Origin of the sequence: Oceanobacillus sp. M65 (genome assembly GCF_052246275.1) — a bacterium.
Lineage (GTDB): Bacteria > Bacillota > Bacilli > Bacillales > Amphibacillaceae > Oceanobacillus_B > Oceanobacillus_B jordanicus.
Map to the genome: position 1 here is coordinate 778,102 of NZ_JBQQCJ010000001.1, position 15,749 is coordinate 793,850.

At 40.4% G+C, this 15,749-nt stretch carries 13 protein-coding genes; 12 read left to right on the top strand and 1 reads right to left on the bottom strand.

What is annotated here, in order from left to right:
• Window positions 1-14: 14 nt before the first annotated feature.
• The 10 genes from arfA to mmsB all read left to right on the top strand — a co-directional run bounded on the left by arfA (window position 15) and on the right by mmsB (window position 11,460).
• Complete coding sequence (gene arfA / locus ACTWPF_RS03675) at window positions 15-1,508, top strand: arabinosylfuranosidase ArfA (RefSeq protein WP_443148847.1); 1,494 nt, start codon at window positions 15-17, stop codon at window positions 1,506-1,508.
• A gap of 27 nt (window positions 1,509-1,535) precedes the next feature.
• On the top strand, window positions 1,536-2,525 hold the full coding sequence (locus ACTWPF_RS03680; protein ID WP_106897885.1) for a carbohydrate ABC transporter permease: 990 nt from the start codon (window positions 1,536-1,538) through the stop codon (window positions 2,523-2,525).
• On the top strand, window positions 2,518-3,366 hold the full coding sequence (locus tag ACTWPF_RS03685) for a carbohydrate ABC transporter permease (RefSeq protein WP_443148318.1): 849 nt from the start codon (window positions 2,518-2,520) through the stop codon (window positions 3,364-3,366). The genes ACTWPF_RS03680 and ACTWPF_RS03685 overlap by 8 nt, the downstream gene beginning before the upstream one ends.
• A 27-nt stretch (window positions 3,367-3,393) precedes the next feature.
• Window positions 3,394-4,032, top strand: coding sequence for a YesL family protein (locus tag ACTWPF_RS03690; protein ID WP_106897883.1), 639 nt, complete (start codon window positions 3,394-3,396; stop codon window positions 4,030-4,032).
• Window positions 4,033-4,061: 29 nt separating this feature from the next.
• Complete coding sequence (locus tag ACTWPF_RS03695; RefSeq protein WP_443148319.1) at window positions 4,062-5,531, top strand: alpha-N-arabinofuranosidase; 1,470 nt, start codon at window positions 4,062-4,064, stop codon at window positions 5,529-5,531.
• 72 nt (window positions 5,532-5,603) lie between these two features.
• Entirely contained in the window at window positions 5,604-6,833 is a 1,230-nt protein-coding gene (locus ACTWPF_RS03700; protein WP_443148320.1) for a sn-glycerol-1-phosphate dehydrogenase, read from the top strand.
• Window positions 6,823-7,074, top strand: a complete 252-nt coding sequence (locus ACTWPF_RS03705; RefSeq protein WP_443148321.1) for a DUF6171 family protein — start codon at window positions 6,823-6,825, stop codon at window positions 7,072-7,074. The genes ACTWPF_RS03700 and ACTWPF_RS03705 overlap by 11 nt, the downstream gene beginning before the upstream one ends.
• 531 nt (window positions 7,075-7,605) lie before the next feature.
• Window positions 7,606-8,685 (top strand): multiple monosaccharide ABC transporter substrate-binding protein, encoded by a 1,080-nt coding sequence (gene chvE / locus ACTWPF_RS03710; protein ID WP_443148322.1) that lies wholly within the window; start codon window positions 7,606-7,608, stop codon window positions 8,683-8,685.
• Window positions 8,686-8,762: 77 nt separating this feature from the next.
• Complete coding sequence (gene mmsA, locus ACTWPF_RS03715) at window positions 8,763-10,298, top strand: multiple monosaccharide ABC transporter ATP-binding protein (protein WP_161464612.1); 1,536 nt, start codon at window positions 8,763-8,765, stop codon at window positions 10,296-10,298.
• Window positions 10,299-10,347: 49 nt separating this feature from the next.
• Complete coding sequence (gene mmsB / locus ACTWPF_RS03720) at window positions 10,348-11,460, top strand: multiple monosaccharide ABC transporter permease (protein WP_106898576.1); 1,113 nt, start codon at window positions 10,348-10,350, stop codon at window positions 11,458-11,460.
• 76 nt (window positions 11,461-11,536) lie between these two features.
• Here the strand turns inward: mmsB and ACTWPF_RS03725 are convergent, their stop codons facing one another.
• Window positions 11,537-13,147, bottom strand: coding sequence for a glycoside hydrolase family 43 protein (locus ACTWPF_RS03725; protein WP_443148323.1), 1,611 nt, complete (start codon window positions 13,145-13,147; stop codon window positions 11,537-11,539).
• 337 nt (window positions 13,148-13,484) lie between these two features.
• Here ACTWPF_RS03725 and ACTWPF_RS03730 point away from each other — a divergent pair, with 337 nt between their 5' ends.
• Both ACTWPF_RS03730 and ACTWPF_RS03735 read left to right on the top strand, forming a co-directional pair.
• A complete protein-coding gene (locus tag ACTWPF_RS03730) occupies window positions 13,485-14,783 on the top strand; it encodes an extracellular solute-binding protein (protein ID WP_443148324.1) in 1,299 nt (432 codons plus the stop codon).
• Window positions 14,784-14,864: 81 nt separating this feature from the next.
• The gene (locus ACTWPF_RS03735) at window positions 14,865-15,743 is read left to right on the top strand and encodes a carbohydrate ABC transporter permease (protein ID WP_443148325.1); all 879 of its coding nucleotides are present in this window, start codon (window positions 14,865-14,867) and stop codon (window positions 15,741-15,743) included.
• The last annotated feature ends 6 nt before the right edge of the window (window positions 15,744-15,749 follow it).

Consider the following 15,749-nt stretch of genomic DNA (forward strand, 5'->3'; position numbering starts at 1 on the left):
AACTGAAGGCAAAAATGGTATTAGATAAGAGCTATAGTATTTCCGAAATAGATAACCGAATATATGGTTCTTTTATTGAACATCTAGGCAGAGCAGTCTATGGAGGGATATATGAACCCGATCATCCTGAAGCGGATGACCAAGGCTTTCGGAAGGATGTTATAGATCTCGTGAAAGAATTAAATGTCCCGATTGTCCGGTATCCAGGTGGAAATATGGTATCTGCTTATAATTGGGAGGATGGAGTGGGGCCGAAAAGTCAGCGACCGAAAAGACTTGAATTAGCTTGGCGGACAATCGAAACCAATCAAATAGGGACAAATGAATTTATGGATTGGGCTAAAAAAGTAAATACAGATGTCATGATGGCTGTCAATTTAGGAACTAGGGGAATTGATGCTGCAAGAAACTTAATAGAATATACGAACCATCCTGGTGGAACTTACTGGAGCGATCTGAGAAAAGAACATGGATACGAAGACCCGCACAATATCAAAACATGGTGCCTAGGGAATGAGATGGATGGCCCATGGCAGGTTGGACAAAAGACAGCCTATGAATACGGGAGAATTGCAAAGGAAACCGGAAAAGCTATGAAACTCGTAGACCCATCCATCGAATTAGTTGCTTGTGGCAGTTCAAATACGGGGATGCCCACCTTTCCAGAATATGAAGCGACAACGCTAGATATAGCATATGAAGAAATAGATTTTATTTCTTTACATCAATATTATGGAAATAGATCGGACGATACCGCCAACTATTTGGCTAAAACAATGGACATGGATCACTTTATTAAAACAGTTACGTCCACCTGTGATTATATTAAGGCAAAACATCGAAGTAAAAAAACGATTAACTTAAGCTTTGATGAATGGAACGTTTGGTATCACTCCAATGATGCGGATAAACAGATTGATGCCTGGCAAATTGCTCCCCCTCAATTAGAAGATGTCTATAACTTTGAAGATGCATTGCTTGTTGGCAGTATGTTAATCACATTTCTCAATCATGCAGATCGTGTCAAAATGGCTTGTATGGCACAGTTAGTTAATGTCATTGCGCCCATTATGACGGAAAATAATGGACGATCATGGAAGCAAACAATTTATTATCCGTATATGTACACATCCTTATATGGACGTGGGACAGCACTGAAACCAATCCTTTCCTCACCAAAATATGACTCAAAAGACTTCACGGATGTTAATTATATTGACTGTGCTGCTGTTTATCAAAAAGAAGCGGAGGAAGTTGTTCTCTTTCTAGTTAATAAAAATTTGCAGGAGAGTATTTCAGTTACGACGGATGTAAGGTCCTTTGAAGGATATCAAGTCTTGGAACATGTGGTTTTAGAGAACGAGGACCTAAAGGCAACAAATAAACCAGGCAGTGAAAAGGTCACGCCACACAAAGGCGGTTCTTCCAAAATAAACGATGGTGTATTGGAAACAAGATTAACAAAAGCATCCTGGAATATGATTCGTTTAAGGAATGTAAACGCTTAAAAATTTATGGTTTAAGGAGGGGAAACGATGGAACCGGCATCAAGCAATGTACAGTTACAAGTAGAAAATGAGGTACGGCGTCCAAATGAAAGTGGACCGCAACCTAAAGGGAAGAACAAAGGACCGAATAAACTTTTAAAGTTCCTAAATTCAAAGAAAGTAGTACCATATGTTTTTGTCTCACCATTTATTATTACGTTTCTTGTGCTTACCTTATATCCAGCTATACAAGGGATTATCATGAGCTTCCAAAGTGTACTACCGGGACAGGTAACCTTTATTGGGTTGGAAAATTACTCTAGAATTACAAATGGCACGTTTCTTAAAGCATTAACCAACACGACCATTTATGTGGTCTTAACGGTTATTATATTGACTATCATTCCAATGTTATTGGCAGTATTTTTAGATTCCAAGTTTGTTAAGATGAAGACTTTCTTTCGGGCATCTTTCTTTATACCAGCCCTTACGTCAACCATAGTTGGTGGTATGATCTTTCGTTTGATGTTTGGAGAACAAGATACAGCAATCGCAAATCAAATTTTAGGATTTTTGGGTATGGAATCTGTTAACTGGCGATTTACTGCATGGTCCGGGATGTTTTTAATGGTACTTCTAGCTTCCTGGAGATGGATAGGAGTTAACATGTTGTATTTTCTGGCAGCATTGCAAAATATCCCAACAGAGCTATATGAGGCTTCGGAAATTGATGGAGCATCCAAATTAAAGCAATTTTGGTATGTTACCCTGCCACAATTAAAACCAATCATTATATTCGTAACGACGATCACGATAATTAACGGCTTTAGAATGTTTGAGGAAAGCTTTGTATTTTGGGAAGCAGGTTCGCCCGGAAATATTGGTTTAACAGTTGTAGGGTATATTTATCAACAGGGTATTCAGCAAAATAATATTGGGTTCGGAGCAGCTGTAGGTGTCGTATTAATGCTCATCATTTTTGTCGTTAGTATTATTAACCTCATCTTAACTGGTGCTTTCAAAAAGGGGGATGAGTAGATTGAGTAGAAAGCGTTTTCCTTTACTAAAATGGGCTATTAATATTGGATTAGCAATCACCGCGTTGATTGCGTTATTTCCTATAATAAGTCTTGTCATTTCATCTTTTATGCCTTCTTCTGAATTGATGAGAAATGGTATTTCCTTAAGTGTAAGTTTCGACCAGCTACAACTAGATAACTATCTTTATATTTTTACGCAAGCCTCTGAGTATTGGGCCTGGTACGGAAATAGTTTAATAATCTCAGCCATTACGATCGTCCTTTCCTTATTCTTTTCGTCCATGGTAGGTTATGCGTTAGCATTGTACGATTTTAAAGGAAAAAACCTTTTCTTTATCCTCGTGCTATTTATCTTAATGGTACCGTTTGAAATATTAATGCTTCCATTATTCCGTATGATGATAAGTACACAATTAATCGATACATACTTTGCAGTCATCTTACCATTGGTGGTAGCTCCAGTAGCCGTGTTTTTCTTTAGACAATATGCGCTTGGGTTACCTAAGGAATTAATGGATGCCGCAAGAATAGACGGCTCTACGGAGTATGGGATATTCTTTCGAATTATGTTACCGCTAATGGGTCCATCGTTGGCAGCAATGGCAATCTTGCAAGGTCTTGCAAGCTGGAATAACTTTCTGTGGCCATTGCTCGTGCTCCGGTCTAACGATATGTTCACATTACCAATAGGTCTCGCTACATTGCTGACACCTTATGGAAACAATTACGATGTGTTAATCGCTGGTTCGGTTATGACCATTATTCCAATTATTATTTTGTTTATCTTTTTCCAACGCTATTTTGTGTCAGGTCTTACTGTAGGTGGCGTTAAAGGATAGTTAGGTAGTTAAAGAGGGGGTTGCAAGGTGAACGTGAATGGAATGGTAACAACGTTAGAAAAAATGATGAGTTGGATTGTTAGATTGGCATATGTAAACATGTTGTGGTTGCTGTTCTCTCTGAGGGGTTTTTTAGTGGCAGGTGTCTTTCCAGCTACTGTTGCGGCACTAGGGGTGTCCAGAAAATGGGTCTCTGGTGAACAGGATATAAAGATATGGAAAACCTTTAAAGAGGGATATACGAGTGAATTTAAAGCAGCCAATGCTTTAGGGTGGATATTAACAGCGATTGGCTCCCTGCTTTACGTCAATTACCGTGTCTTACAGGGATTACAAGAAACGGTTTCATTCATTGTTCCCTTTGCCTTTTACTTTATCATCATCGTATATCTTCTAGTGATTATTTGGAGCTTCCCGCTCTTAACACATTACCAGACGAATATTTTACAGCATTTAAAAAATGCATTCATTATTGGCTTTTCAAAGGTGCATATATCGATTGGCATCGGAATACTTGGTTTTATTAGTATTTATCTTTCTCTTGAATACCCTGCGCTCATTCCGTTTTTTCTATTTAGCGTAATCGCAATCATGTGGATGTGGGCCGCAATGTATGTCTTCACAGCGCTAGATAAAAAGACAATGAAGGTAGGAAACGAAGCATAGACTGTAACCATATATGGAGGAGTTTTAAGATGAACAATATTATTATCAATACGGACGTAGGGGAAGGAACAATTAACAAAAATATTTACGGCCACTTTGCTGAGCACTTGGGTCGTTGTATATATGAAGGAATTTGGGTTGGAGAAGATTCTAGTATTTCGAATACGAAGGGAATCCGGAATGACGTCCTGCAAGCTTTGAAGAATATTGATGTTCCTGTCCTGCGCTGGCCTGGTGGCTGTTTTGCAGACGAATACCATTGGAAGGATGGAGTCGGACCTGCTGAGAATCGCAAGCGGATGGTGAACACCCACTGGGGCGGAGTAGTCGAGAATAATCATTTTGGTACACATGAATTCATGTTGCTATGTGAACTGCTAGGGACCGAGCCCTACATTTGTGGGAACGTAGGCAGTGGCTCTGTCCAGGAAATGTCTGAATGGGTAGAATACATGACATTCGATGGGGAATCTCCAATGGCAAACTGGCGGCAGGAAAATGGTCAGAAGGAGCCTTGGAAGCTGAAATACTTTGGTGTGGGCAATGAAAACTGGGGATGCGGTGGTAATATGCGCCCGGAATACTATGCTGATTTGTATCGTCAGTATCAAACATACTGCCGTAACTACGGGGAGAATACCTTGTACAAAATTGCTGGTGGGGCCAATGTAGATGATTTTAATTGGACAGAGGTCCTGATGCGTGAGGCTGCACCGTTAATGGATGGATTGAGTCTACATTATTATGTTCATCCAGGCGGGTTTGAAAATAAAGGCTCTGCTGTTGACTTCACGGAGGATGAATGGGATATCACGATGAAAAAAGCACTGTTTATAGAAGAGCTTATCATGAAGCATGGCACCATTATGGACAAATATGATCCAGAAAAACGTATTGGCATGATCATTGATGAATGGGGAACGTGGTTTGACGTAGAAAAGGGGACAAACCCTGGTTTCCTGTATCAGCAGAATACAATTCGTGATGCCGTTGTAGCAGGGGTGTCTCTCAATATTTTCAACAATCACAGTGACAGAGTTCAGATGGCGAATATTGCGCAGACCGTCAATGTGCTTCAAGCGATGATTTTGACAGAAGGAGAGAAAATGATCCTGACGCCGACGTACCATGTATTTGAAATGTACAAAGTGCATCAGGATGCAGAGAAGCTAAGCCTTGACCTAACTTCTGAAAATGTCGGAAACGATGCGTACCCCCAAGTTAGTGCTTCTGCATCGAAAGCAAAAGATGGTTCGATTAACATTAGCCTTTGTAACATGGATAAAGCAGCTGAGACTAACGTCACGTTAGAACTGAGGGGATTAAGCACTGCTAACATAAATGGACGTATATTAACCGCAGATGAAATGAATGCACGAAATACTTTTGAAGCACCTGAGGAGGTACAACCAACTAAATTCACTGAGTTTACGTCTCAAGAAAACAAACTGGCTATTACATTGCCAAAAATGTCTGTAGTGACGTTAAATGTAAAATAATGTTCTTGAGAGTCGGTAGGTCCATGTCTGCTGGCTCTTTGCTTTAATCACTTTAAGACAGGAGGAATACATATGAAGATGGAAAATGAATGGCATCAACTTGCAAAGGAACTAAAAGTGGATAAGCAAATGTTGCCGGTAATCGATATATCCGCTGGAAGTGTAAAGCATCTCGCTCCCTTTTTACAGGAGAAGAAATTAAGTAGAGCGGTTATCATTGCGGATCGAAACACGTTGGAGGTAGCGGGCGAAGAAGTACAACGATCACTAGAGCTAGAAGGCATAGAGACCACTGTTATACGACTTGTGGAAAATGAGCTGGACCAAGTAAACGCCGATGAAGCGACATTAATGCAAGTGATGGTGGAGACACCTGAAAACGTTGATGTACTCCTGGCAGTCGGAGCGGGTACAATCCATGATATTACAAGATTTTGTGGTTACAAAATGGGGATTCCCTTTATATCGTTACCGACAGCAGCATCTGTCGATGGCTTCACTTCGAAGGGGGCGCCGTTAATATTAAGAGGTGTGAAACAAACGATTCAAACAGCATCGCCTATCGCTGTTTTTGCCGATAGTACCATCATAAAGAACGCACCGAGAGAGCTAACGGCTGCGGGCTTTGGAGATATGCTCGGGAAGTATACTTCTCTTTTGGATTGGAAAATTTCTTATTTGGTTGGAGAAGAGCCATATGTTCAAACAGCTGCTTCGTTAACGGAAAACGCATTGCAAGCTTGTGTAAACCATGTTGAAGAGATTGCCTCATCGGACGGAACAGGTGTAGAAATACTCATGCAGGCACTGATTGAGTCAGGCCTTGTCATGCTGTTAATTAATTCATCTAGGTCTGCTTCAGGGGGAGAGCATCATCTATCTCACTTTTGGGAAATGGATCTTTTGAGAAAAAAACATCGCCAAATTCTACACGGAGCAAAGGTTGGTGTCGCAACCATTATTATCACAGGGTTATATAAGCAGTTTGCCAACCAATTTAATCCTAATAATGTAGCGGAAGAGGATCCATACATGCAAAGACTTTCTGATCGGTGGCCTGAACTAAAGGCTGCAATAGAACAACTTCCAGATCCTGATCAGCTAAGGGCATTTCTCGAAAAGGCGGGTGGCCCGAGTTCACCGGAAGATCTAGGAATCGGACATGCACTTGTGGAAGAAAGTCTGAATGAGGCCTATCATTTACGCGATCGATGTACAGGACTACGATTAATCAATAAGCAAAAGCAAACACGAATTATATATCAACCAGAAAATGTGGAGAGTAGTTACAGTGGCTTGTAAGGGCTGTGGGCGTTCCATTGCCGTACTCTCAAGTGATTTACAGGATCTATTAGAAGAACAGCTTGCCATCGAGACAGACGTAGTGATAGATGAGATTTATGAGAAACGTCTTGCTGTATGTGCCGCTTGCCCCTTCCTTATAAATGAAACAACGTGTGGGCATTGCGGCTGTTTTGTACAATTTAGGGCAAGGCTTGCGTATAAGCAGTGCCCCGATCCAGAAGAGACTAGATGGTATTAAAAATATAATCTATCTAAATTTTATTGGTTTTACTAAAGGTCTCAGTCTTTCTCTATTCAAGTATGATCACTCTGTATGTAAACATATAGTTTCTAATTGTAAATTAATTTAATTAACGTATTGACAATGGGTTAAAGGATTGTTTTACCACAACAGGTTTCCATAGAGGTGTCTGTCGAACTGCTAAACGATTTTGAAAAACAGTTGAAAGCAATATTTAAACTGTTTACTTATACGAATGAGTTCAGGTAGATTCGTGAAAACCAAATACAAGATTAAGAAAGAAACAACTCCAAAAATTCTAGGGGAGCTTTACATAAAGGTATAGAGCCTTAAATGTTGTTAAATTATTTTGAAAATTGGGTTGAAAAAGGGAAAACCATCATCTATAATAATATGTACGTACAAGTGGCGATGGAAATGCCGCTTGTGCTTACAAATTCAGGTGTTGGTGTAAGTATCAGAATAAAAATGTAAGCGTTACCTATTTTGGTTTGAAGCCAATACATAAAAACAAGGGGGATGACGTGGATGAAGAAAGGTTTTTGGTTTGTAATCTTAACACTGATTGTTTTAACCGTAAGTGCTTGTAGTAGTAGTGCTGGTGGAGAAGATGGTGAAGGGGATAAAACAGTTGGGATTGCAATGCCGACTAAATCATCTGAACGTTGGGTGAAAGACGGAGAAAATATGCAAAGTCAATTTGAGGAATTAGGTTACAAGGTTGATCTTCAATACGCAGAGGATGTAGTGGAAAATCAATTATCACAGATTGAAAACATGATTACAAAGGGCGTGGATATTCTTGTAATCGCCTCCATTGATGGAGAAGCGTTATCTGATGTTCTTGAAAAAGCAAAAAATCAGGAAATCCCAGTTATTGCATACGATCGCTTAATTATGAACAGTGATCATGTAAGTTATTATGCAACTTTCGATAATTTCCAGGTTGGGGTATTGCAAGGAGAATATATGGTCGAGAAGCTTGATTTAGACAATGCAGAAGAGCCTTTAAACATCGAGTTATTTGCAGGATCTCCAGATGATAACAATGCTTACTTCTTCTGGGATGGGGCAATGTCAGTACTTCAGCCTTATATTGATGAAGGAACCCTTGTTGTTCAAAGTGGCCAAGAAACGTTTGAACAAGGAGCAACACTAAGATGGGATGGAGCGAAAGCGCAAGAACGTATGGATAATCTACTTAGTGCCCACTATTCCGGTGAGCAGGTGGATGCAGTCCTTTCGCCATTTGACGGAATTAGTAGAGGAGTCATTTCATCATTAAAAGCAGTAGGTTATGGTTCTGGTGACAAGCCAATGCCATTGGTAACTGGCCAGGATGCAGAGCTTGCTTCTGTTAAATCAATTATTGCCGGAGAGCAGACGCAAACAATCTTTAAGGATACAAGAGAGCTGGCGAAGCAGGCAGTTAACATGGCAGAAGCTGTGTTGAGCGGGGAAGAGCCAGAAGTGAACGATGAAGAGACATATGATAACGGAGCTAAAGTAGTACCATCTTACTTGCTAGCACCAATTTCTGTTGATGCTGATAATTACAAGGAAGAATTAGTAGATACAGAGTATTATACCGAAGAAGAGCTTAACTAATCATGCCGTTTGGCAGCAGCACGGTGCAGATGGTGCTGCCAAACGACCTTGTTTTTAAGGAAAGGGGCAGGCTCAGAATGTCTGAAAGAATACTAGAAATGAACAGTATTACCAAGACTTTTCCCGGTGTCAAGGCATTAGACGACGTTAATTTGGACGTAAGGAAAGGTGAAATACATGCACTGATTGGAGAAAATGGGGCAGGAAAATCAACGCTAATGAAAGTATTGAGTGGCGTGCATCCCTATGGTACGTACGAGGGAGACATTCTATTTCAAGATAACCGCTGTGAATTTAAAAACATTAACCAAAGTGAAGAGCTAGGCATTGTTATTATTCACCAAGAATTAGCGTTGATTCCAGAACTATCGATTGCGGAAAACATCTTCTTAGGCAATGAACAGGCTACAAAAGGTGTTATTAATTGGAACAAAACCATCATAGAGACACGGGCATTACTGAAAAAGGTTCGTCTGAACGTAGATCCCGAGGTAAAAATTAAAAACCTAGGGGTAGGTCAGCAGCAATTAGTGGAAATTGCGAAGGCCTTATCTAAAAAGGTAAAGCTGCTTATTCTGGATGAACCGACAGCAGCCTTAAATGAAGAAGATAGTGAAAACCTTTTACAATTATTGAAAGAGTTTAGGGAACAGGGCATGACCTCTATTTTAATTTCCCATAAATTAAAGGAACTTCTTAAAGTATCCGATAGCATCACGGTTCTACGTGACGGACAGACGATACGTACATATCGTCGAACAGAAGAAGAAGTTACCGAGTCTATGATTATAAAGGAAATGGTAGGACGAGATCTTACAGAGTTATTTCCAGATAGAGTTTATAACGTGAAGGACAAAGTCGTGTTCGAGGTGAAAGATTGGTCGGCGTATCATCCTCTGGATGTGGAAAGGCAAATACTTCATAATGTGAACCTCCACGTTAAAGAAGGCGAAATAATCGGGATTGCGGGATTAATGGGGGCTGGCAGAACAGAGCTTGCAATGAGTTTATTTGGAAAGTCTTATGGTAAAAAAATTACCGGAACCATAATTAAAAATGGTAAGGAAGTTTCCTTTAAGACAGTAGATCAAGCTATAAAAAGTGGTGTTGCCTACGTTTCGGAAAATCGAAAAGAATTTGGGCTCATTTTAATAGATGATGTGAAGAACAACTTGACGTTAGCGAACTTGGATAGAATCTCTAAACACAATGTCTTGAACACGAGTAAAGAAGTGGTTGAAGCAGAAAACATGAAGCAAAGGATGAACGTTAAAACCCCGTCTATTCAGCAAAAAGTAGTGAATCTAAGTGGTGGAAACCAACAAAAAGTGGTACTAGGAAAATGGATCTTTACCGATCCTGACGTCCTTATTTTGGATGAGCCAACAAGAGGAATTGATGTGGGGGCCAAATTTGAAATCTATAAGATTATTAATGATCTAGCGGAAAAAGGAAAAAGCATTATTATGATTTCCTCAGAGTTACCGGAATTGGTGGGTATGTGTGACAGAATTTACACATTGTGTGAGGGAGAAATCACAGGAGATATCGCTGCCGAAGATGCGACACAAGAAACATTAATGACCTATATGACACAGAAAGGGAGGTCTTAACGTGGAGGGATTAAAACAGCTTCTTAGCAACAACGTAAGAAAGTTTGGAATGATTATTGCTCTTATAGGTATCGCCTTATTATTCCAAATCCTAACAGACGGGATCTTGCTAACCCCCCTAAATGTTACGAATATTATCATGCAAAATAGTTATATTATCGTCCTCGCTATTGGGATGATGCTCATCATTATTACGGGAGAAATTGACTTATCTGTTGGTTCCGTAGCAGCCTTTGTTGGGGCTGTCGCCGGAGTCTTAATGGTGACTATGGACTTCCCGGTGTTTGCTGGCATTTTAATTTGTCTTGCGATTGGAGCAATTATTGGAGCATGGCAAGGTTTCTGGGTGGCTTATGTGAATATTCCTTCCTTTATTGTTACACTTGCAGGAATGCTTATTTTCAGAGGATTAACCTTAGTCGTTCTGCAAGGGCAAACCATTGCACCGTTCCCAGATGGGTTTCGAGGTTTAAGCTCAGCCTTTGTTCCAGATGTATTCGGTGGAGAGGGAGAAATTCAATTATTTACAGTAGTAGTCGGGATTGTCCTTTCTATTGTATATATTTTATCAGAATTAAAGATTAGAAGAACGGATTTAAAGTATGATTTCAAAACCATATCTTTTCCGTTATTTATCGTAAAACTTGTTCTCTTTACCATCGTTATCAATCTGTTTACATACGTACTGGCGCAATACGAAGGAATACCGTATGTGCTGATTGTATTGTTTGTTCTTATTATTGGATATACGTTTGTGATGAACAAAACGGTAATTGGAAGGCACATCTACGCAGTAGGAGGTAATGCTAATGCCGCACAGCTTTCCGGTATCAAAACGAAGAAAATGAAGTTTTGGGTATTTGTAAACATGGGTGTTCTTGCTGCACTTTGTGGAATGATTTTTGCAGGAAGATTGAATGCAGCAACACCACAAGCAGGTAACCTTTTCGAATTAGATGCCATCGCAGCAGCAGTAATTGGTGGTGCATCTTTCACAGGAGGAGTCGGAACCGTATTTGGTGCCGTCATCGGTGCACTCGTTATGGGTGTTCTGAATAACGGAATGTCCCTGATGGGAATTGGCATTGACTGGCAGCAAGCAATTAAAGGGCTTGTACTATTAGCAGCTGTTGCCTTTGATGTATTGAATAAAAATAAGTAGGGATGAAAAACCGGTTACGCGAATTAAAGGCGTAACCGGTTTTTTTATAAATCCACTCGTGTTCTCACCTCACTCTTCAGCTTTCACTCCGATAAAGAAAATAGTCAAAATCTGCATGAAGATTCTGGCCAGAAGTATCCTGACACTGCATGCCTACAAAAGCTCCCGTAAAGAAGCCGCCTCCCTTAATATAATCATCTGAAAGTTTATGCGATGGTAATGTAACCGGAATCGTTGTCCAGGTTTCCCCGTCGAAGGAATAGGCATATTCATAGGTATTGGTACGAACGTTGACACGTAGATATACTGACTCTAACTCTTCAGGTACGGTGATCTCATTCCCCAGTAAAGGCTGCTCCATTTGTTGATTATCATAAATGGTTAAGTCTAGTATTTTCCCTTTCTCTTCATCGTGTGTTAGCTGTAATGCTGTCCAATTTTCCGTGTTATAGTAATTCACCAGTCCTGCTGCTTGCTGAAAAGAGGTGGGCTGAAATGCTACCTTCGTCTCTGCAGTAAACTCAAAATGTTGCCAGCGTCGTGCTACGTGTGCTTGGGTGAATTTGGATGTTAATGATTCTTTTCCGTAGAGCCGTAAATGCCCTGGATTCTCTTTCAGAGAAAGAATGGAATCACCTAAAGGAATACGCAGGGATTGAAAATGGTGATTTAACGTTTCTTTGTTAAAATCGTCCTTTTCGTCAAAATCTTTATCCCATGTGACCTCTGGTATGTTTGGTCCTTCAATATGAAGCGAAGGCTCATTTCCACCTACGACATACGGCCAGTCCTTTTTCCATTCCAGACGTTGTATAGCGGTTTCCCTTCCGAGTGGACAATACCCACGTGGATCCAACAATGGCTTATTTTCTTCATGCAGGGGCCGCCCTGTCAGATGTACAAGAAACCATTCATCGGTATGAGTCTGTACCATGGAGGCGTGCCCCGCTTTTTGTAGCGGATTTCTTGGATATGGAAACGATGTAATGAGCGGATTGTCTGGATGGACTTCATATGGACCGTTGATGTTTCGAGATCGAGCGATCGTTGCCTGATGGTCGTATTTCGTTCCGCCTTCTGCGGTGAGAAGGTAGTAATACCCATTGCTTTTATACAGATGGGGAGCTTCTGTTAATTTCACATCTGTCCCTTTAAAAATAATTTCTCTTTTTCCAACTAGCTTTTGCTGTTCAGGATCATACTCCTGTAGGACTATGCCGTAAAAACTATGATTATGTGCCCGATGATCCCACACCATATTAACAAAGTATTTCTTGCCATCCTCATCATGGAAAAGGGAGGGATCAAATCCCGAACTGTTCATATGGATTGGCTCAGACCATTCCCCATCAATTGTGTCACAGGTTACTAAGTAATTGTGGCAATCCTTCCAACTGCCATCTACTACTTTTACGTCCGTATAAATGAGCCAGAACTTCCCATCACTGTAAGAGAGCGCTGGTGCCCAGACACCGCCCGAGTCAGGGTTTCCAAGCATATTCAATTGGCTAATGCGCTGGAGCGGTCTTGAGATAAGCCGCCAATTTTTAAGGTCCTTAGAATGATAAATACCTACACCTGGAAACCATTCGAAGGTCGAAACGGCAATGTAGTAGTCTTCACCAGCCCGACATATGCTTGGGTCCGGGTTAAAGCCTGTTAAAATAGGGTTTTGAATTGTTGACAATGTTACTCACTCCTTTAGTATTTTCATAGATTTTACAAAGATAAAGAGCTGACATTAACGAGGAGAACATCTGCTAGTATGCGCTTACAAAATAAATGGTCAGCAACAACTTTGTCTAAGGGGCCGATAAACGACGAATCCTCATTTATTATTTAGGAGCATAACATAGGAAATAGAAGTTGGGAAGTAGCAAAATGGGATGCTACCCGCTATATTTCCGAAAAAAAGCCTCAAAAAAATCTTTGTTTATCCGCTAGACAAACGATGTAGCACGTGTTATTCTATGTGTAAGCTTTGACAGGAAAATTTTTTAAAATAAACTATTGGGGGTTAACACATGCTTAAAAGGAAAGCGTTTGCAGGTGTCTTTGTTATTTTCCTTTCTGTTTTGGTCATGGTGGGGTGCTCTTCTGATGAAGAGGCAAATTCAAGTTCTAGTGGTGACAAGACGATCGAGTTTATGCACTTATGGCCGGAAGGTAGTTCTGCACAGCACAACAAAATTGTAAGCGATATCATTAAAGATTTTGAGAGTGAGCATGACGGTGTAACCATTGATTTGGAAGTTCTGAGTAATGAGCAGTACAAGGACAAATTAAAGGTATTATCTACATCTAATGAACTACCAGATGTGGGAATGACATGGGCGGCAGGATTTTTAGAGCCATATGTGGACGGGGAGATGTTTACCCCGCTAGATGATCTACTAGAAGGAGACTTAAATGATAGCTTCGTTTCCGGAACAGCAGAAGCTTATGAAATAGACGGTAGCACATACGGGCTTCCACTGGAATTAAATATTGCTACGGTTTTTTATAATAAAGCTATATTTGATCAGTATGGACTAGAAGCCCCTGCGACATATGAGGAACTCCAACAAGTCGTGAAGACGTTGAATGAAAATGATGTTGCTCCAATAGCCCTTGGAAATAAAGACCGCTGGACTGGTTCCTTATGGTATATGTACTTGGCAGATCGTATCGGAGGGGCTGAAGTGTTAACAAATGCTATTAATCGCTCCGGTTCTTTTGAAGATCCAGCTCTTGTAGAAGCTGCTGGTAAAGTACAGGAATTAGTAGACATGGATAGTTTTGTAAAGGGCTTTAACGGCCTTTCAGATGAGGAAGCCAAAAGCATGTTTATGAACGAGCAGGCTGCCATGTACCTTATCGCCACATGGGATTTACCGAATTATACAACAAATGAAGATGTTCCACAGGAATTTAGAGATTCTGTAGGATATTTTCCTTTCCCAACAGTGGAAGGTGAAGGAGACATGAACAGCTTTGTTGGTGGACCTGGTGTAGGATTGTTTGTCGCTGAAGATTCTGAGGTGAAAGAAGAGGCGAAAGAGTTTGCATCCTTCTTTGTTCAGGAATGGGGAGAAAAGTCTGTGACAGAGGCGGGTGTTATTCCGGCTACTAAGGTAGATGCTGGGTCATTGGATTTGCCTGATATGTATGTTGATGTGCTGGATGACCTAAATGAGGCTACTAATATCACATTGTTTGCCGATGTACAGATGAGCGCGGATGTAGCGCAGGTTCATTTGGACATGATCCAATCACTTTTCGGCACGGAGATATCTCCTGAAGATTTCGCTAAAGAGCATGAGGAAGCACTTTCAGCAGAGTAATAGATTGATTTAATAAAAGAAAAGGGCATCTCCATCAAGTGGAATGTCCTTTTCTACATAATAGATATGGGGTTGAATGGTATGAATAAAGTAATGTCCAACAAATGGATAATAGCACTGTATGTTCTCCCAGCGCTCTTGTTAATTGCTGTGCTCATTTTTATTCCACTCATTTTGACTGGATACTATGGGTTGATGGATTGGAATGGCATTGCCGCTATGGAGTTTATTGGGCTTGAAAATTATATTAACGCGATCCAGGATGCGAAATTCTGGGAAAGCGCCTTACATTCTTTCTTACTCGCTTTATTTTCCACGCTTAGTTTACTTGTTTATCTAGCAATCTCGTTAATATTAGCTTCAAAAATTAAGGGATCTGATCTGTTGAGGAAAATTTATCTCCTTCCAATGCTTCTCTCATCTGTTGCAATTGCGCAACTATGGATAAAAGTGTTTAATCCTTCAAATGGAATGTTAAACAGTATTTTAATGGCATTGGGTGTAGATAATCCTCCCGCCTGGCTGGCAGAACCTTCTATTGTATTGTACGCAATTTTTATCCCAATTTTGTGGCAGTATGCAGGGTTTTACATTTTGATCTACTACGCGGCTTTAAAAAATATCCCAGAATCTTTAGTAGAAGCGGCTAGAATCGATGGTGCGACACCACTGCAAATAGCCTACAAAATTAAATTACCATTGATTATGTCTGTATTTAAGGTAACCATTGTGTTAGCGATTGTCGGGTCTTTAAAATATTTTGATCTTATTTATGTTATGACAGGTGGGGGACCAAATGGTGCAAGTGAAGTAATGGCGTCCTATATGTATAAACTTGCATTTTCTAGTAATGAATTTGGCTACGGGAGTGCAATTGGCTTTTTGTTACTCATCATCACCCTGATTGTAACGGTTATTGTGCGAAAAGCTACAGCGACAAAAGAAGAAATCCAATATTAAAAAAGG

Excerpts from the sequence above, each read along its gene's own strand:
- arfA (WP_443148847.1), top strand. The coding sequence starts at position 15 with ATGGTATTAGATAAGAGCTATAGTATTTCCGAAATAGATAACCGAATA.
- ACTWPF_RS03680 (WP_106897885.1), top strand. The coding sequence starts at position 1,536 with ATGGAACCGGCATCAAGCAATGTACAGTTACAAGTAGAAAATGAGGTA.
- ACTWPF_RS03685 (WP_443148318.1), top strand. The coding sequence starts at position 2,518 with ATGAGTAGATTGAGTAGAAAGCGTTTTCCTTTACTAAAATGGGCTATT.
- ACTWPF_RS03695 (WP_443148319.1), top strand. The coding sequence starts at position 4,062 with ATGAACAATATTATTATCAATACGGACGTAGGGGAAGGAACAATTAAC.
- ACTWPF_RS03700 (WP_443148320.1), top strand. The coding sequence starts at position 5,604 with ATGAAGATGGAAAATGAATGGCATCAACTTGCAAAGGAACTAAAAGTG.
- chvE (WP_443148322.1), top strand. The coding sequence starts at position 7,606 with ATGAAGAAAGGTTTTTGGTTTGTAATCTTAACACTGATTGTTTTAACC.
- mmsA (WP_161464612.1), top strand. The coding sequence starts at position 8,763 with ATGTCTGAAAGAATACTAGAAATGAACAGTATTACCAAGACTTTTCCC.
- mmsB (WP_106898576.1), top strand. The coding sequence starts at position 10,348 with ATGATTATTGCTCTTATAGGTATCGCCTTATTATTCCAAATCCTAACA.
- ACTWPF_RS03730 (WP_443148324.1), top strand. The coding sequence starts at position 13,485 with ATGCTTAAAAGGAAAGCGTTTGCAGGTGTCTTTGTTATTTTCCTTTCT.
- ACTWPF_RS03735 (WP_443148325.1), top strand. The coding sequence starts at position 14,865 with ATGAATAAAGTAATGTCCAACAAATGGATAATAGCACTGTATGTTCTC.